The 18,790-nt window shown below is 70.0% G+C and carries 12 protein-coding genes; 6 read left to right on the top strand and 6 right to left on the bottom strand.

The features are described from left to right. The first annotated feature begins 4 nt into the window (after positions 1 to 4). The gene (locus tag FDA94_RS09335) at positions 5 to 1,369 is read left to right on the top strand and encodes a glycosyltransferase family 39 protein (protein WP_137246641.1); all 1,365 of its coding nucleotides are present in this window, start codon (positions 5 to 7) and stop codon (positions 1,367 to 1,369) included. Here the strand turns inward: FDA94_RS09335 and FDA94_RS09330 are convergent. Beyond that, on the bottom strand, positions 1,322 to 2,041 hold the full coding sequence (locus FDA94_RS09330) for a phytanoyl-CoA dioxygenase family protein (RefSeq protein WP_137246640.1): 720 nt from the start codon (positions 2,039 to 2,041) through the stop codon (positions 1,322 to 1,324). The genes FDA94_RS09335 and FDA94_RS09330 overlap by 48 nt on opposite strands. Continuing rightward, entirely contained in the window at positions 2,038 to 4,089 is a 2,052-nt protein-coding gene (locus FDA94_RS09325; protein WP_246059686.1) for a spermine/spermidine synthase domain-containing protein, read from the bottom strand. Before FDA94_RS09325 ends, FDA94_RS09330 begins: the two co-directional genes overlap by 4 nt. A gap of 167 nt (positions 4,090 to 4,256) precedes the next feature. Between FDA94_RS09325 and FDA94_RS41330 the strand changes: the two genes are divergently transcribed. Beyond that, positions 4,257 to 5,306, top strand: a complete 1,050-nt coding sequence (locus tag FDA94_RS41330; RefSeq protein ID WP_137246639.1) for a lytic polysaccharide monooxygenase auxiliary activity family 9 protein — start codon at positions 4,257 to 4,259, stop codon at positions 5,304 to 5,306. Between the two features lie 50 nt (positions 5,307 to 5,356). Here the strand turns inward: FDA94_RS41330 and FDA94_RS09315 are convergent, their stop codons facing one another. The 4 genes from FDA94_RS09315 to FDA94_RS09300 form a co-directional block, all read right to left on the bottom strand. Then, positions 5,357 to 6,442 carry a serine hydrolase domain-containing protein gene (locus FDA94_RS09315; RefSeq protein ID WP_137246638.1) on the bottom strand — a complete coding sequence of 362 codons (1,086 nt, stop codon included), beginning with the start codon at positions 6,440 to 6,442 and terminating at the stop codon, positions 5,357 to 5,359. Between the two features lie 106 nt (positions 6,443 to 6,548). Continuing rightward, positions 6,549 to 7,511: a quinone oxidoreductase family protein gene (locus tag FDA94_RS09310; RefSeq protein ID WP_137246637.1), complete on the bottom strand. Its 963-nt coding sequence runs from the start codon at positions 7,509 to 7,511 to the stop codon at positions 6,549 to 6,551. Between the two features lie 57 nt (positions 7,512 to 7,568). Next, complete coding sequence (locus FDA94_RS09305) at positions 7,569 to 8,396, bottom strand: helix-turn-helix transcriptional regulator (protein ID WP_137246636.1); 828 nt, start codon at positions 8,394 to 8,396, stop codon at positions 7,569 to 7,571. Positions 8,397 to 8,458: 62 nt separating this feature from the next. Continuing rightward, positions 8,459 to 9,814, bottom strand: a complete 1,356-nt coding sequence (locus FDA94_RS09300) for an aldehyde dehydrogenase family protein (protein WP_246059684.1) — start codon at positions 9,812 to 9,814, stop codon at positions 8,459 to 8,461. 96 nt (positions 9,815 to 9,910) lie between these two features. Between FDA94_RS09300 and FDA94_RS09295 the strand changes: the two genes are divergently transcribed. The 4 genes from FDA94_RS09295 to FDA94_RS09280 all read left to right on the top strand — a co-directional run bounded on the left by FDA94_RS09295 (position 9,911) and on the right by FDA94_RS09280 (position 18,775). Continuing rightward, entirely contained in the window at positions 9,911 to 10,735 is an 825-nt protein-coding gene (locus tag FDA94_RS09295; protein ID WP_137246634.1) for a helix-turn-helix transcriptional regulator, read from the top strand. A 197-nt stretch (positions 10,736 to 10,932) separates the two neighbouring features. Next, positions 10,933 to 12,198 carry an ROK family transcriptional regulator gene (locus tag FDA94_RS09290; RefSeq protein WP_246059682.1) on the top strand — a complete coding sequence of 422 codons (1,266 nt, stop codon included), beginning with the start codon at positions 10,933 to 10,935 and terminating at the stop codon, positions 12,196 to 12,198. Positions 12,199 to 12,445: 247 nt separating this feature from the next. Next, complete coding sequence (locus FDA94_RS09285; protein WP_170990855.1) at positions 12,446 to 18,112, top strand: ThuA domain-containing protein; 5,667 nt, start codon at positions 12,446 to 12,448, stop codon at positions 18,110 to 18,112. 105 nt (positions 18,113 to 18,217) lie between these two features. Further along, the gene (locus FDA94_RS09280; RefSeq protein ID WP_137246632.1) at positions 18,218 to 18,775 is read left to right on the top strand and encodes a hypothetical protein; all 558 of its coding nucleotides are present in this window, start codon (positions 18,218 to 18,220) and stop codon (positions 18,773 to 18,775) included. Positions 18,776 to 18,790 lie beyond the last annotated feature (15 nt).

The raw sequence follows: 18,790 nt of genomic DNA, 5'->3' as shown, positions 1-18,790 counted from the left end.
GCCCATGACGCGCGTCGTGGTGTTCGTCATGGCCGTCGCCATGGGGGTGTGGGGCCTCGACAGAGGCTCGATGTGGCAGGACGAGGCGACCACCTATGCCATCGCCTCCCGTCCGCTCGGCGACCTGTTCGCCACTCTGGGGAACGTGGACGCCGTCCACGGCCTCTACTACCTGATCGTGCACGTCGTGCTGCTCCTCCCGGGCGATCCGGAGGTGCTGATCCGGCTGCCGTCGGTGCTCGCCACCGGCCTGGCCGCGCTCGCCGTCGCCGGGGCGGCCCGGCGGATGGGCGGCAGCGGCCTCGCGGCGGGGGCGGTGTACGCGCTGCTGCCCGTCGTGTCCCATTACGCCCAGGAGGGCCGCTCGCCCGCCCTGGTGTGCGCCGCGGTGGCGTGGGCGGTGTACGCGCTCGTCCGGCAGTCCTGGGTCAGGTACGCCGTTGCGGTGACCGCGGCCGCCTACCTGAATCTCACGGCGCTGCTCGTGCTGGCCGCGTTCGCGGTGCCAGGGCTGCTCATCGACTGGCGACGATGGCTGGCGGCCTCGACCGCCGCCGTCGCCGCGTCGGCGCCGCTGATCCTGGTCGCCTATCCGCAGAGCGCGCAGGTGGCCCGGCTGACCCCGCCGACCTGGGCCGACGTCGGTCAGCTGGTGACCGGGTTCGCCGGCTGGACCGGCGTGCTGGCCCTGCTCGCGCTGCTGCGCGGCGGGCCGCTGCGGGTCGTCGCGCTGCCGCTGGCGGTCGTGCCGCCCGCGTTGCTCTTGCTGTTGTCGCAGGTCAAGCCCTACTACGAAGAGCGCTATGTGCTGTACGCCGTCATCGGGCTCGCCCTGCTGACCGGGTCGGCCGTCGACGGGATCGCCCGGCTGGCCCGCCCGGTCGTGGCCGTCCCGGCCGCCGCCGCGACACTGGCCGTCGTGCTGCTCCCGGCGCTGCCCGCCCAGGCCGAGACCCGGCGGCTCGACTCCCGGCGCGACGACCCGGCCGCCGTCGCCAAACTCATGGGACAGCTGGCGCTGCCCGGAGACACGGTCGTCTACCTGCCGTCGGTCCGGCGGCTGGTCGCCGAGGCCTATCCGGAGGGCTTCCGCGAGGTGCGGGACGTCGCGCTGAAGGAGAGCGGGGCCGACTCGGGCACCCTCGCCGGCCGCGAACTGCCCGGCCACGAGATCAGGCTCGGCGACCGCGTCTGGACGGTCAGCCGCAACTACCCCAAGCCCGCCGACCTCGACTCGGAACAGGACCTGGCCAAGCAGCGCATCCTGCGCGACCACTACAAGAAGGGGCCGGTCTACCGGGTGCTCGGCTACGCGATCCGGCTATACGTGCGGCGCGAACCCGCGCAGCATCATGCCCTGACCCCGTGACCGGTGCACGTCGTCGGCCGGTTCGTCCTCCGGGTCGCGGAACTGCACCAGGAACGTGGTGCGGTCTTCGCCGGAGGTGTTCACCCCCGACCCGTGCACCAGCAGGTAGCTGAGGAACAGCACGTCACCGGCCTCGGCCTCGACGGGGACCGCCGACGACAGCGGCCACTCGTCGAGCGGCAGGTGCCAGCCACCCTCCTCGACGTGGGGGAGCGGGCCGCCGAGGTGGCTGCCGGGCACCACCCGTACACAGCCCTTCTCCTCAGGGGCGTCGTCGAAGTGGAAGATGGCCGCGGCCATCGAGTGGCGGGTGTGCGGGAAGTGCGCGGCGTCCTGGTGCATCGGGAACGGCGATCCGCGCTCGGCCGGCTTGACAAAGATCTTCGTGTGGTGCAGCTGGACGTTGGGCGAGCCCACGACCTCGGCGGCGACGTCGGTGAACCGGGGGTCGACGATGAGCCGCGAGAACGCGCCCGCGTGGAACTGCGCGTCGTGGCAGTGCCGCAGCTCGGTGTGCCGCTCGGTCAGCTTCCTGGCCACCGCCCACGTGGGGTCGACGGCCCGCAGCCGGGAGATCAGCTCGTGGGTCTCCCGGCGGTAGCCGGCCGCCTCGTCGGGGCTGAGCAACCCCTTGACCAGCGCGTATCCGTTCTCGCGGTAGAAATCGATCACGTAAGCGCCCGGGCGGTGCGCGGCAGCAGGACGAACGCCCCCAGGTAGAGCAGGCCCGCCACGATCAGCAGCGAGTTGTAACCGAGCACCAGGGCGGCGTACTCCAGGCAGCCGCCGACCATCGCGCCGAGCAGGTTGGCGCCGAAGGCGGTGGTCGAGTCGTCGGTGTCGGTGAACCGTTTGGCGAACACCACGTTGGCCGCGAAGATCGGCAGGAACGCGATGGCCACCGCCACCGGGATGCGCAGCGCCAGCGGCAGCGACAGCAGCCACGAGTTCGGCACGAGCCACCCGACGACCAGGCCGACGGCGATCACGCCGTACATGACCGGAAGGGACGGTGTGCGGAAACGGCGCGTCACCTCCACCGCGGCGAGCACCGCGACCAGGACGCCCGCGAAGACGATCGCGTTCACCACCCAGGTGGTGCCGAACAGCAGCGCGAAGCCGGTGATGCTCTTGGTCTCCAGCAGCATGAACCCGACGCCGAGCAGGAACAGGTCGGCGTAGGGCCGCATCTGCCGGAACGGCCCCGCCACGACCCGCACCGCGAAGAGGCTGACCAGCAGGATCAGGCCCAGCGCGAAGATGTAGAGCGACGGGATCGAACCGGTGCTCAGGTAGAGGAACGGCCGGTCGTCGCTGGTCGGCGCGGGGGTGCCCGCCGCGGCGCCGCCCCACTCCCCGGCGCAGGCCTGGTCGGCGGGGGTGAGCCCGGCGGTGATGACGGCCTGGCCGCCCCAGCCGGTGAAGTCGACGCACGGCTTGTGCCCGAACGCCGCCTGCGCGGTCGACGCGAGCCGGTCGATCAGCCAGGTCTCGCGGTAGTAGTTGTACATCGAGAAGGCGCCACCCGGCTTCAGGTGCTCCTTCGCCGCCTCCATGGCCTGCTCGGTGAACAGGTAGCTCTCCAGCCGCAGCGAACTAGCGCCCGACACGAGGGTGAGCGAGTCGGGCAGGGCGAAGAGGATCAGGTCGTACTTCTTGTCGGTCCGCTCCAGGAACGCGCGCCCGTCGTTGATGTGCGTGGTCACCCGGGGGTCGCTGTAGGGCTTGTCGGGGTGGGACGCGCCGCCGATCTCCCGCAGCTTGGGGTCGATCTCGACCGCGTCGACGCTCTTGGCGCCCTTCAGCAGCGAGATCGCGACGTCGGTGCCGCTGCCCGCGCCGACGATCAGCACGTCGTCGAGCCGCTGGCTCCCGGCCGCGACGGAGCGCTGGTAGGGCATGCCGTACTGCTGCTCCCACTCCAGCCGCTTGGCCGCCGGGATCGCCTGCTGGTGCGGGATGCCGTTGACCTGGATGTCCAGGACGTCGACGCCCTGTTGCTGGAACGCCTTGGTGGTGACCTTGTAGTAGGGCGACCAGAGGGCCCCGGCGGAGAACGTCTCGACGGCCAGCGCCGCGATGACGAGCAGCGCCGGAACCGCCAGCGCGATCCCGGTGAGGATCCGCTGCGGCCGCATCACCACGAAGTAGCCGATCGCCACCACGAGCCCCCACGCCAGCGGCGGCGCGCTCAGGAACGACAGCAGCGTGAACAGCACGATGCCGCACAGCGACCCGACGAGGTCCCACCGGTAGGCCTCAAGCCGGTCGAGCTTCGGGAAGCACTGCCCGACCAGCTCGGCCGGCCCCATCAGCACCAGCGCGACCACCACGAAGATGACCGGCAGGATCAGCCAGGCCGGCGGCCCGCTCGTCTCCAGGCTGGTGAAGTAGAGGATCCCGGTCGCCTCCCGGTTGACGTGCACCGGGAAGAAGCTGATGACCAGCACCAGCACGGCCAGCAGGACCGGCGAGTAGTAGGGCTGCCGCTTCGTGCGCCCCACCCGCAGGAACCCGAGCCCGATCCCGAGGAACGACCCGAGCAGGACGAAGTTGGTGAAATAACTCAGGTGGACGACGTTGGACCCGGTCCACCGGATGAGCGACAACTCCAGGAAGAGCATCAACCCGCTCGCCACGACGAGGCGCGGTCGCACCGCGAGCCAGTGGCGGGGTTCGTTGTCGTCCTGACGGGCGGGGGCTTCCTGCTGGACTGTCACGTGGGGCACGTTAGCGAACCGGTCAAAGTGTGACCAGGGTCTGTGAATCGTTCAGGTGGTTTCTGGAGATTTCCCAGTTCGAGCTGCCGCGCCGGAGCATCACCGTTGTCCCTGACAACGAGTTAGGAGACGTTGGGCGCCCCCCACACTCTCCTAGGAGGAGCACTGTGCACACGCTCTCCCGGACCTTGACCGCGATCCTGGGCGCCCTACTACTCCTCGCCACCGCACTCGTCGTGACCGCGAACGCGCACGGGTCGGTCACCGACCCGCCGAGCCGCAACTACGGGTGCTGGCAGCGCTGGGGCGGCGACTTCCAGAACCCCGCGATGGCCCAGCAGGACCCGATGTGCTGGCAGGCCTGGCAGTACGACGTCCAGGCCATGTGGAACTGGAACGGCCTCTACCGTGAGGGCGTGGCCGGCAACCACCAGGGCGCCGTGCCCGACGGCCAGCTCTGCAGCGGCGGCCGGACCTTCAACGGCCGTTACAACGCGATGGACACCCTCGGCGCGTGGAAGACCGTCGACAAGCCCACCCGCTTCACGCTGAACATGTACGACCAGGCCGTCCACGGCGCCGACTACATCCGCGTGTACGCCACCAAACAGGGCTTCAACGCGCTGACGACGCCCCTGAAGTGGAGCGACCTGGAACTGGTCGGCCAGGTGGGCCGCGTGCCGACCGGCGCGACCACCCCCGTCGAGGTCAACGCCCCGGGCCGCTCGGGCCGGCACATCGTGTTCACGGTCTGGCAGGCCAGCCACATGGACCAGTCGTACTACTTCTGCAGCGACGTGAACTTCACCGGCGGCTCCTCCAGCCCGTCGCCTACCCCCACGCCCACCCCCACGCCGACCCCGACGCCCACCCCCACGCCGACCCCCACCCCGACGCCCACGCCCACCCCGAACCCGGGCCAGAGCTGCTCGGCGGCCTACAAGGTGGCCTCGACCTGGGGCGGCGGCTTCCAGGCCGACGTGACGATCACGGCCGGCTCCTCGCCCATCACTGGCTGGCAGGCGACCTGGACGTGGCCGAGCGGCCAGTCGGTCACCCAGGCGTGGAGCGCCACGGTGACGAGCAGCGGGTCGAGCGTCACGGCCCGGCCCATGTCCTACAACAGTTCGCTGGGCGCGGGCGCGTCGACCACGTTCGGCTTCCTCGCCTCCGGCAACTCGGGCGCCGCCCCGACGGTGACCTGCCGGACCGTCTGACGATCCCCGGTGTTCCCGTCCGCCGGGCGGGAGCACCGCGTCGTCCGCCACTAGGCGCACAGGGTCCGGTCGAGGGCCTTGATGGGGCGCATGACCGCCTCTTCGCTCGTGGGCAGGGCCGTCACCGCGATCGTGACGGCCCTGCCGTCGTCGGTGGCGCCGTTGCGGGTCTCGTAGCCGTCGATGTCGCCGCCGTGGCCCCAGGCCACGCCGCCGCAGCTCAGCGGGATTTTGACGATGCCGAGGCCGTACGACCAGCCGGGCACGAAGCCCTCCGTTTCGACCGTCTTCTTCATCTCGGCCAGCTGGGCCGGCTTGACCAGCCTCCCGTCGAGCAGGGCCCGGTAGAAGCGGTTCACGTCGCTGGGGGAGGCGATCAGCTGACCGGCCGCCCAGCCCCACGACGGGTCGAGCGAGGTGACGTCGACCGGGCCGGGGAAGTGGTAGCCGCGCGGGTGCCGGCCCCGGATGCCCCGCTCGCCGAGGCCGGGCCAGTAGGTGTCCTTCAGGCCGAGGGGCTCGATCACCCGGCGGGTCACCTCCTCGTGGACGGGCCTCCCGGTCACCTTCTCGATGAGCAGGCCGAGCACGACGTAGCCGGTGTTGCTGTACTCCCACTTCTCACCGGGGGTGAAGGCCGGGCGGTGGGCGAGGGCGAGGTCGAGCAGGTCGCGCGGACTCAGGTAGACGTCGCGGAGCTCGGTGATCGGCGGGATCCAGCGGGTGTAGTTGGGCAGGCCGCTGGTGTGGTTGAGCAGCTGCCGGACGGTGAACCGCCGGCCGTCGTTGCCGTTGCGGCGGATCAGGCCCGGCAGGTACGTCTCGACCTCGGCGTCCAGGTCGACCGCGCCCTCCTCGACGAGTTGCATGACCACCACGGCGACGTAGGACTTGGTGTTGCTGCCGATGCGGACCCGTCCGTCGACCGGCACCTTCGCCCCCGTCCTGAGGTCGCCGACCCCGGCGACGTAGTCGCGGCCCTGCGCCGAGGCGAGGGCGCCGGGGAAGTCGGCGCGGACGAGCGCGTCGAGTTCCCGCTGGACGGGGTCGGGCGTCGCCGCGGCGGCGGCGCTGGTGGTGGCGATCAGGGTTAACGCGGTCACCACGGCCACGGCGCCCTTGGAGACAGATGACATCAGGTTGCTCCCTGCGGGATCGTCGTTGTGCGGACGATTTCCAGCCTTTCGCCGGATCTCGCCCGGATCGATCCCGTGTCCTGGAAGACCTGAGGTACCGCAGGCCCTACCTCGCGGTCAGGACCAGCCGCCCGGAGACGCCGCCCGCCTCCAGCCGCGCGTGGGCGTCGGTGGCACCGTCGAGGGGGTGGGTCTCGACGTCCAGCTTGATGGAGCCGTCGGCGATGGCCGCCAGGGCCTCGGCGGCGGCGGGGGCGGCCAGGGCCGGGGTCTTGAGCAGGAAGATGCCTACGGCGAAGCCGACGATGCCCCGGTTGCCGAACCACAGCTCGTTGGTGTCGACGGTGTGGCCGGAGCGGTCGGCGCTGCCCACGGCGACCAGGCGGCCCATGTCGGCGAGCAGGCCCAGAGCCCGGCCGCGCGACTCCCCGCCAACCGGGTCGACGACGACGTCGAACTCCTCGCCGTCGAGGGAGTCCAGCAGCGCGGCCCGGTCGAAGCCGAGCCGCTCCGCTTCGGCGATCCGGGCGGCCGACCTCACGGTGCCGACCACCTCACGGGCGCCGAGACGCTTGGCGACGGCCGGGAAGACGGAGGCCAGCGCCCCGGTCGCGCCGATGACCAGCACCCGCGCGTCCGGCGGCAGCGTGACGGCCCTGGTCAGGGCCAGCACGGCGGTGGTCGCGTTGGGCAGCGCCGCGACGGCCTGGGCGGGGTCGACCCCGTCGGGGAGACGGAAGGTGACCGCCGCCGGGGCGATCATCACCTCGGCGTAGCCGCCGCCGGTGGCGATCGAGAGCGTCGCGACGCGGTCTCCGGGCCGCAGCGCGGTCACGCCCGCGCCGACGGCGCGGACCGTGCCCGCGACCTCGATCCCGGGGGTGTACGGCGGCTGCATCGGCAGGTCGTTGCCGGCGAAGTCGCCCCGCCGGATCAGCACGTCGATGAGGCCGACGGCGGCGTGCGTCACGTCGATGGCGACCTCGCCGTCACCCGGCACGGGGACGGGCACTTCGGTCATTTCCAGGACGTCGGGGGCGCCGTAGCGGGTCACGCGGACAGCCTTCATGGCGATCTCTCCAGGGGTTCGCGGGCATGCCGAAGACAGCCCGTGGCGGGGTGGGACTCAGACGGTTCTGGACGAGGCGTGCCAGGAGCCGAGCAGCCGCAGCGCGTCGGCCGACGGCGAGCCCGGGTCGGCGTGGAACATGACGAGGGTCTGCTCCGGGTCGCCGGCGGCGGCGAACGTCGCGTAGTTCAGGGTCAGCTCGCCGACGACGGGATGGCGGAAGCGCTTCCTCCCGTCGGCGTGCCGGATGACCGCGTGCTCGTTCCACACCTGGTGGAACAGGTCGCTGGCCCCGGCGAGCTCGTCGACCAGCGGGGTGAGCTCGGGGTCGTCGGGGTGGGCGCCGGCGTACAGGCGCAGGACGGCCACCACGCTGCGGGCGACCTCGGGCCAGTCCGGGTAGAGGTCCTTCGCGGCCGGGTCGAGCAGGATGAAGCGGGCCAGGTTGCGGCCGGTGAATCCGGCGTACAGGACCGTGAAGAGGTCGTTGGAGGCCAGGACGTCGGTCCGGCGGCCCTGCACCATAGCCGGTACGTGGTCGAGCGTGGCCAGCAGGTTGCGCAGGCCGGGGCCGACGCGCTGGCGCGGCAGCGGCTCGCGGTGCATGATCACGCCGGTCTCGGCGGCGATCAGGTCCCACAGGTGCGCGCGCTCGGTCTCGTTGAGCCGCAGCGCCCTGGCCAGGGCCTCCCACACCGAGCGGGAGACGCCGCGCGCGAGCCCGCGCTCCAGCTTGACGTAGTAGTCGACGCTGACGCCGGCGAGGCTCGCGACCTCTTCGCGGCGCAGGCCGGGCACCCGGCGGCGGCGTACGTCGACCGGAAAGCCCGCCGCTTCCGGGGTGATCCGGTCGCGGCGGGCTCTGAGGAACTCACCGACTGCCATGTGTTCAGGTTAGGCACGCCGGTACGGAAAAGGACCGGTGAGAGGGGTACCGCTGGACCCCCTCAGAGCTGGATCGACTTGACCTCCAGGAACTCCTCCAGCCCGAACCGGCCGAACTCGCGGCCGTTGCCCGACTGGCGGTAGCCGCCGAACGGCGCGAGCGGGTTCCAGTGACCGCCGTTGACGTCGACCTGCCCGGCCCTGATCCGCCGGGCGATCGCGCGGGCCTCCTCGTCGGGGCCGAAGACGCCGCTGGTCAGGCCGTAGTTGGTGCCGTTGGCGATGGCCACGGCCTCCTCGGCGTCGCGGTAGGGGATGACCGTCAGCACCGGCCCGAAGATCTCCTCCTGGGCGACGGCCGAGGCGGGGTCGACGTCGGCGAAGATCGTGGGGCGGACGTAGGCGCCCTTCTCGAACGGCCGTCCGGGGCCGCCGAAGACCAGGCGGGCGCCGTCGGCGACGCCCCGCTCGATGTAGCCGTGCACCTTGTCCCTGTGCTGCTCCGACGCCATCGGGCCGATCATCGTCGTCTCCAGGAGCGGGTCGCCGACGGTGTAGGTCTCGGCGACGGCCACGGCGCGGGCGACGACCTCCTCCTGGAGGTGGGCGGGCACCAGCAGCCGGGGCCACGAGCCGCAGACCTGGCCGCCGTTCGTGAACGCCATGGCCACGCCGTGGGTGACGGCCACGTCGAGGTCGGCGCCGTCGAGGATCACGTTGGCGCCCTTGCCGCCCAGTTCCAGGGCGACCCGCTTGACCGTCTCGGCGGCCACCGCGCCGATCCGGCGGCCGGCCCGCGTCGAGCCGGTGAAGGAGATCATGTCGATGCCGGGGTGGGCGGAGATGGCCTCGCCGACGACGTCGCCGGTGCCGTACACGACGTTGAAGACGCCGGCCGGGAGGCCGGCCTCGGCGGCGATCTCGGCCAGCACCCGCGCGGTGAGCGGCGCGATCTCCGACGGCTTCCAGACCGTCGTGTCGCCCGCGACCAGCGCCGGGGCGAGCTTGGAGACGATCTGCTGGAGCGGGAAGTTCCACGGCGTGATCGCGCCGACGACGCCGATCGGCTCCCGGACGACCAGCGAGGTGCCGAGGGTCTCGGTCCAGGCGAAGCTCTCGGCCAGGGCGGCGAACGACTGGGCGACGGCCACCGGGAACTGGATCTGCGCCGTGCGGGCCAGGCTGACCGGAGCGCCCATCTCGGCGGTGATGAGGGCGGCGAGTTCGTCGGTACGGGCGGCGATGCCCGCCCCGATGCGGCCCACGACCGCCGCCCGGTCGAGGGGGTCGGTCGCGGCCCAGGCGGGGAGGGCGGCGCGGGCGGCGGCCACCGCGCGGTCGACGTCGGCGGCGGTGCCCGCGGGCACCTCGGCGACCACGTCGCCGGTGGCTGGGTTGAACACGGGGATGGTTGTCATGCCATCGAACCTGCCGGGTGCGGCAGCCCGCATCCAGGGACGAAGTGTCCGTGCCTGAGCGGAATCAGCCCAGGTCCGGAGGTTGTTGACCGGAACATGCAACGGGCCCGACTCGCCGACTTCCTGCGGACCCGGCGCGAGGCGCTCCAGCCCGAGGACGTGGGCCTGCCGCGCGGGACGCGCCGCCGGACCGGCGGGCTGCGCCGCGAGGAGGTCGCGGCCCTGTCGGCCATGTCGACCGACTACTACAGCCGGATCGAGCAGCAGCGCGGCCCGCAGCCGTCGGAGCAGATGCTCGCCGCGATCGCCCGCGCCCTGCGGCTCACCGACCAGGAGCGCGACCACCTGTTCCGCCTCGGCGGATACGCCGTCCGATTGCGCACAAAAGCCGCGAAAAGCGTCAATCCCGGCATGGAGCGGATCTTCGAGAACCTCCCCGGCGACGCCGCCGCGCTCGTGGTGAGCGATCTGGGCGAGACCCTCCGCCAGACCCCGCTGGCCCGTGAGCTCCTGGGCGACGGCCTCGCCCACGAAGGACTCTCGGCCAGCCTCCACTACCGGTGGTTCGCCGATCCGGCGGCACGAAAGATTCATCCGGCCGACGATCACGCCACCGTGGGCCGGGAGCTCGTCGCGGACCTCCTCCGGATCCACACCCGCGACGGCGAGACCTCCCGCGCGGGCGAGATCGTACGGGCGCTGCTGGCCCGCAGCCCCGAGTTCGCCGGGCTCTGGCGCGCGCATCCGGTGCCCGGCCCGGCGTGCGCCAGGAAGCGGTTCGTCCACCCTGAGCTGGGCGTGCTCGATCTCGACTGCCAGACTCTGGTCGATCCCGACCAGAGTCAGTCGCTCCTCGTCTACACCGCCACACCCGGCTCAGTGGCCGCCCAGAAGCTCAGGCGGATTGGTTTGCACGGGTAGCCAAACTAAAGGGTTGCGCTCCCACCGCCGTCGGGCGCCTCAATTTGTAACGGTCCAGTTACGCGGTGCACAAGCCTGCGACCTGCGCTTTTCCGTCGATGTCAACTCGTTATCCGTTCACACGGTGCGCTCCAGACACGTGCGTGTTACAAACCTCATTAATTGATTGCCGAGACAAATGAAAGGCGGTGACCCGCGTGACGCATCCACACCGCAGCGCCCGCGCGGCCGGCACCGCCCTGCCGAGCAGCGCACCGATGCTCCGGCAGACCAACCTTTCATTGGTCTTACGCCACCTGCGTGATCACCCGGCGCAATCCCGGGCCGACATCGCAGAGGCCACCGGCCTGCACCGGGCCACGGTCTCCAACCTGGTGGCCGAACTCCTCGACCGGCGGCTCGTCCGGGAGACCGGCACCGAGCACGCGGGCGCGATCGGCCGCCCCCGGCGGCCTGTGACACTGCACGGCGCCCACGTCGGCGCGCTGGGTTTGGAGATCAATGTCGACTACATCTCCGCGCACGGGTCCGACCTCAGCGGCCGGGTACTCGTCGAACGGCGGATCGCCTTCGACGCCATGGCCGGCGGACCCGATCTCTCCCTGCGCCAGCTCGGCCGAGTGGCTCTGGAGGCCGTCGAGGCGATGAAGACGGCGGGGGCCACGCCCGCCGGGTTGAGCGTGGCGGTCCCCGGTCTGGTCGACGTGGCGAATGGCGTCGTCACCCTCGCCCCGAACCTGGGTTGGCACGATCTACCCCTGGCCGCGCGGCTCTCGGCGGCCCTCGGACCGTGGCGCGTTCCCGTCACGGTCGACAACGACGCGAATCTCGCGGCACTGGCCGAACACACCTCCGGCGTCGCCGCGGGCACCTCCCACCTTGTTTACCTGACGGGCGAGGTCGGCGTGGGCGGCGGCATCGTCCTCGACGGGAAGCTGCTCCGCGGCGCGGACGGCTTCTCCGGCGAGATCGGCCACCTGCCGGTCGATCCGGGCGGCCCCCGCTGTGGTTGCGGGAGGCACGGCTGCCTGGAGACCAAGGTGGGTCTCGCCGCGCTCATGAAAGCAGCACACCCGGAGACCTCGCTCCCGGCCTCCGACCCGGAGGAGCGGGCGATCGAGATCGCCAGAGGACTGACCGCGGGTGACAGCCGGATGGCTGAGGCGGTCGCCCAGGTGGGCAAGTGGCTCGGGCTCGGCGGCTCGATCCTCGCCAACCTGTTCAACCCGCGCGTCATCGTCGTCGGCGGTTACTTCGCCACGCTCGCCGAATGGCTGCTGCCCCCCGCACAGACCGAACTGGAACGGCTGGTGGTGGCCCGATCAGCCAGCCAGTGCCGGTTCGTCGCCTCCGACCTCGGCTTCGGCGCCGCCGCGCGCGGCGCCGCGAGCGTGGTCGTCAATCGGCTCATCGACCATCCGACCATGATCCCTGATCCGATCCCCCGGCTGGCGCCTCACTGACGGCGCCGGTCCCCACAAGCCTGGAGGTGGCACCCTCCAGCCCGTGCAGTACCGCAACACCCCCCATGTAACACAAGTGGCACCAGCGAGGCGGCGCTCGCTTGCCTGACATCCCCAGTCAGGAAAGGGATTCCCCATGTCACCACGTTCTCGAACGTGGGCCAGGCTCTCCGAGATCCTGCCTTTCAAGAGAAAAATCTCTCTGCGCCGGACCGTGGCGGTCGCGTCGGCAGCTCTCATGCTGCCCATGCCCGTCCTGGCCTTCTCCGCTGCTCCGGCCAGCGCAGCCGCTGACCCCGAGTTCAAGGTCCTCGTCTTCTCGAAGACGACGGGCTTCCGGCATGACGCGATCCCGGACGCGATCGCGGCAATCCAGAAGCTCGGCACCGAGAACAACTTCGCGGTCGACGTGACCGAGGACAGCGCCCAGTTCACGGACGCCAACCTCGCCCAGTACAAGGCCGTCATCTTCAACTCGACCACCGGCGACCCGGTGAGCACGGCGGACCAGAAGGCCGCCTTCGAGCGGTACATCAAGGGCGGCGGCGGCTTCGTGGGCATCCACGCGGCCTCCGACGGCGGCTACAGCTGGGACTGGTACCGGCAGCTCGTGGGCGCGTACTTCAAGTCGCACCCCGCCATCCAGCAGGCCACGGTCGTCAACGAGGACAAGGCGCACCCGTCGACCTCGCACCTGCCGACCTCGTGGACCCGGACCGACGAGTGGTACGACTTCCAGGCGAACCCGCGTAACGCGGTGCACGTCCTACAGTCGCTGAACCAGAAGTCGTACACCGGCTCCACCCAGGGCATCGACCACCCGATCTCCTGGTGTCAGGACTTCGACGGCGGCCGTTCCTGGTACACCGGCCTTGGTCACACCAAGGAGAGCTACGTCGAGGCCAACTTCACCAAGATGCTGCTCGGTGGTATCCGTACCGCCGCCGGCGTGGAGAAGGCCGACTGCTCCGCCTCCCTGACCGGGAGCTACGAGAAGGTCGCCCTCGACACCAACACGTCGAACCCGATGATGACCGACATCGCCAAGGACGGGCGGGTCTTCTACATCGACCGCCTGGGCGACGTCAAGATCATCAAGCCCTCTGGTGGCACCGTCACCGCCGGCAAGATGAACGTCTTCACCGCGAACGAGTCGGGCCTCCTCGGCCTGGCCCTGGACCGGAACTTCGACAGCACCAACTGGCTGTACCTGTTCTACTCGCCGGCCACCGGCGGCAACGTCGACCGGCTGAGCCGCTTCACCGTCGTGGGCGACGCGATCGACTTCGCCTCCGAGAAGGTCATCCTCAACGTCCCCGTCCAGCGGGCCGAGTGCTGCCACCACGGCGGCGGCATGCTCATGGACCACAAGACGGGCGACCTGTGGCTGGGCACCGGTGACAACACCAACCCCTTCGCCTCCAACGGCTACACGCCGATCGACGAGGGCAGCGGCCGTTCCGCCTGGGACGCCCAGCGCTCCTCGGGCAACACCAACGACCTGAGCGGCAAGGTGCTGCGCATCACCCCGCAGCCCGACGGCACCTACACCATCCCCGCGGGCAACCTGTTCCCGCCGGGCACCGAGAAGACCAAGCCCGAGATCTACGGCATGGGCTTCCGTAACCCGTTCCGCATCGGCATCGACCCGAAGACCGGCAACGTCATGGTCGCCGACTACGGCCCCGACGCCGGCTCCGCGAGTGCCACCCGCGGACCGCGTGGCACGGTCGAGTGGAACGCGCTGTCCGCGCCCGGCAACTACGGCTGGCCGTACTGCGTGGGCAACAACACGCCGTACATCGACTACAACTTCCAGACCTCGACGTCGGGCTCGGCGTTCAACTGCGCCGCGCCGGTCAACGAGTCCCCGAACAACACCGGTCTGACCACGCTCCCGGCCGCCAAGGCCGCGAGCATCTGGTACACCAGCGCGGTCGACCAGAACAACTTCCCCGAGCTCAACGGCGGCGCGCCGATGGCCGGTCCGGTCTACCGCTACGACGAGGCGCTCGCCTCGCCGGTGAAGTGGCCGGCTTACTGGGATGGCAAGGCCATCTTCGGTGAGTGGAACAACAACACGCTGTTCTCGTTCCAGATGAACGACGCCGGCACCCAGCAGATCAAGATCAACCGGATCCTGCGTGACATGGGCTTCATCCGGCCCATGGACATCAAGTTCGGTTACGACGGTGCTCTGTACCTGGTCGAGTGGGGCTCGGGCTTCGGTGGCGACAACGCCGACTCCGGCATCTACCGCATCGAGTACGTCAAGGGCGCCCGCCCGCCGATCGCCAAGATCACCGCTGACAAGACCGACGGCCCGGCTCCGCTGACCGTCAACTTCTCCAGCGAGGGTTCGCGCGACCCCGACGGCAACCCCATCACCATCGAGTGGGACTTCAACGACGACGGCACGGTCGACTCGACCGCCGCCAACCCGTCGTACACCTACACCGCGGCCGGCAACTACAGCGCCGTCCTGACGGTGAAGAACGCCGCGGGCGTCGCCGCCCACGCCAACGTCCCGATCGTGGTCGGCAACACCCGCCCGGTCGTGAACATCACCCTGCCCCCGGCAGGTGGGTTCTTCGAGTTCGGTGACCAGGTGAAGTACACCATCACCGCCACCGACGCCGAGGACGGCACGATCGACTGCACCAAGGTGCAGCTGCAGGCCTACCTGGGCCACGACAGCCACGGCCACCCGCTCGACCAGAAGACCGGTTGCTCGGGCACCATCCAGACGCTGTCGGACAGCGGCCACGGCATCAACGACAACCTGTACTACATCCTTGAGGCGACCTACGCCGACCAGGGTGGCGCGGGTGGCGCCGGTTCGCTGACCGGCCGTTCGGAGGTCATCCTCCAGCCGAAGCGCAAGCAGGCCGAGCACTTCACCGAGACCGGCCGGGTCGAGGGCGCAACCGGTACCGACACCCCCGGTGTCGCGACCGAGACGACCACCGACCCGCTGGGCGGGAACCTGAACATCGGTTTCACCAACGACGGTGACTTCTGGGCCTACAACCCGGTGAACCTGTCGGGCATCGACTCGGTGAGCCTCCGCGTCTCGTCCGCCGGCCCCGGCGGCACGGTGCAGATCAAGACCGGCAACCCGAACACCGGCACGCTGGTCGGCTCGGTCGACATCACCCCCACGGGTGGCTGGCAGACCTTCAAGGACGTCTCGGTCCCGCTGACGAACGTCCCGACGACCACCGCTCCGCTGTACTTCATCGTCCGGAAGCCGGCCTCCGCCGGTAACGGCGACTACCTGCTCAACTTCAACTGGGTCGACTTCGTCGGCAAGGGCGTCACCGACAACCAGCGCCCGACGATCACCGCGACCGGCACCCCGCTGACGGGCACCGCGCCGCTCAAGGTGGACTTCACCTCCACCGCGACCGACCCCGACGGCGACACCCCGCTCACGTACAAGTGGAACTTCGGCGTCACCGGCGCCGCTCAGCCCACCACGGCGAACGCGAGCTACACCTACAACGCCCCGGGCACCTACGTCGCCACCGTCACGGTGACCGACGCCAAGGGCTCGTCGAACTCCGCCTCGGTCAACGTCAAGGTCGAAGCTCCGAACGTCACCTGCTTCTCGGGCCGCTCGGACGACTTCCTCGGCAGCGACCTCAACCGCAACCGCTGGTCGGTTCTCCGTGAGAACCAGGACCTCAAGGTCGTGGACGGCTCGCTGGTCATCCCGACCTCGCTGACCGACATCTACGGCACCGACAACTCCACGCCGGTGAGCAACGTCGTGCTCCAGCCCCTCCCCTCGGGTGCCTGGACCGCGACCGCCAAGGTCACCATGCGCGCCGACCAGCAGTACCAGCAGGCCGGTCTGGTCGTGTACGGCGACGACGACAACTACGCCAAGATGGTCATCCAGGGTCGCGCCGCGAACGCCACGCCTGACCACGCGCAGCGTATCTTCCAGTTCATCCGCGAAGAGGCGGGCGTTCCCAACGAGGTCACGGCGAGCAACACCGCCAACCTCGGTGACGCCTTCCCGGACACGTTCTACGTCCGGTTCTCCAGCAACGGCAGCAACCTGAACGCCTCCTACTCGGCCGACGGCACCACCTTCACGGCGATGTCGGAGACCAAGCAGCTGGCCGGCATCACCAACCCGCGCATCGGCCTCGTGTCCTTCGCGAACACCGGTCAGCGCGCGGTCGTGGACGCCAAGTTCGACTGGTTCAGCATCACCCCGGACGACACGGCCGGTAACACCGACCCGAACGACGACTTCAACGGCACCACGATCGACCCGTGCCGCTGGAACGCCATCGTCCGTCCGGACGCCACCACCGCCAAGGTCGCCGACGGCAACCTGGAGCTCACCACCACCACCGGCGACATCTACGGCACCGGCAACTCCGGTCCGAAGAACTTCATCCTCCAGACCGCGCCCTCGGGCGACTGGACCCTGGAGACGAAGGTCGACGCCTCGACGCTGAGCGAGCAGTACCAGCAGGGCGGCCTGATGGTGTACACCGACGACGACAACTACGTGAAGTTCGACCTGCTCACCACCAACGCGGCCGGTTCGACCGTGGTGCGTGGCGTCGAGCTGCGTAGCGAGGTCGGCGGCACCGTCCAGAACCCGCAGCCCAACGCCAACCCGGGCACCGGTGTGGTGTGGCTGCGCCTGAAGAAGACCGGCACGGTCTTCCAGGGTTCGTACTCGACCAACGGCACCACCTGGACCGACATGTCGGCGACCGTCAGCAACACCGCGGTCGGCACTCCGAAGATCGGTGTCTACACCATCGGCACCAACCAGCAGGCCGCCAAGACGGTCAAGTTCGACTACTTCAAGCTGACCAAGGCCGGCGCGGTGGACACCACCGCTCCGACCACGACCGCCACGACCACCCCGACGGCTCCCAACGCCGCCGGCTGGTTCACCTCCGCGGTTCTGGTCAACCTCGCCGCCACCGACAACTCGGGTGGCAGCGGCGTCGACAAGACCGAGTACCAGATCGACGGCGGCGCCTGGACCACGTACACCACCGCGTTCTCGGTCGCCGGCGACGGCAACCACACCGTGAACTACCGGTCGGTGGACAAGGCCGCCAACACCGAGGCGACCAAGTCGCTCGCGCTGAAGCTCGACGTGACCGCTCCCGTCACCACCGCGGACTTCCTCCCGGTGAGCCAGGACACGGTCCCGGTGACCCTCGCGGCGACCGACGCCACCTCGGGTGTCGAGAAGATCGAGTACGCCCTCGACGGCGGCGCCTGGACCGCCTACACCGCTGCGGTCAACGTCAGCGGCGTCGGCGAGCACCAGCTCCAGTACCGCGCCACCGACAAGGCCGGCAACGTCGAGGAGACCAAGGCCGCCACGATCAAGATCGAGGAGACCGAGCCGACCATCCTCATCTCGGGCGTGTCCGAGGGCGCCTCGTACGGTGACAGCACCAACGTCACCATCGCGTGGGAGGTGGCGGGCACCGGCATCAAGACGGTGACCGGCACGCTCGACGGCCAGCCCGTCACGTCCGGTTCGGTCCAGGAGCTCTACCGCCTGGCCCTCGGTGAGCACACGCTCACCGTGGACGTCACCACCAACGCGGGTGGCACCTACTCGCAGTCCGTCAAGTTCAAGACCACCACCTCGACCGATGACATCTCGGCCCTGATCTCGCGCTTCAAGGACGCCGGTCAGCTGACCGCGACCGCGGCCGCGAAGCTCCAGGACGACATCAACAAGGTCATGGTGTCGGAGAACAAGGAACGCGAGCGCGACAAGGTCAAGATCGTCAAGAAGCTCACCCGCTTCATCGAGGCGGTCAACGACCCGAAGGTCGTGAACAACGTCGTCGTGAAGGCCACGCTCATCCGTGACGCCAACGCGCTGATCGTTGAGAACGGCGGCACTCCGGTCGTCTAACCGGAAGTGCTCAGTACAACCTGGATAGAGGGTGCTCCGCGCGCCGATGTGCGCGCGGGGCACCCGCCCTGTTTTCAGGGCTGATTCACGAAGGGACCCCCACGAATGAACAAGGCACTGAGGTACGCCCTGGCCGTCGTGCTGGCCGGTCTCGGCCTGCTGCTCGGCGCGCAGCAGGCCATGGCCGCGGCGGACGGCCCGATCAAGCTCGAGGTGGCCGGCGACGGCGGCCGCAACGTGAACGTCCTGGCGACCTGGAAGAAGGACGGCTCGCCCGTCACCGAGGTCCTGACCGCGACCCTGTTCGCGGAGAGCCCCGACGGCAGCCGCACGTTCGGCCCCGTGCCGCTGATGTCGGCGCCGGAGGGCCAGAACCTCTACAACCCGTCCGAGCTGCTGCCGGACGGCGAGTGGAAGGTCACCGTGAAGGCGACCAAGCCGAGCAAGGCCCAGGCCTCCACCAAGGTGACCTCGGGCGAGGTCGCCAACGTGCCCACGACCGAACCGCTGACGACGGCCAAGATGGCCGAGCGCGCGGTGGCGGCCGAGGAGAGCGCGTCGGAACTCCCGCTGCTCCAGATCGGCATCATCGGCGGCGCGGTCATCGCCGCGGTCGTGGTGTTCTTCGTGCTGGTCCGAAGCCGGCGCGCGCCGGTGCGGTAATACGGGCGCAATTCG

Origin of the sequence: Herbidospora galbida, assembly GCF_005233835.1 — a bacterium.
In the GTDB taxonomy this organism is placed as follows: Bacteria; Actinomycetota; Actinomycetes; order Streptosporangiales; family Streptosporangiaceae; genus Herbidospora; species Herbidospora galbida.
This window is presented reverse-complemented; position numbering and strand designations above follow the sequence as displayed.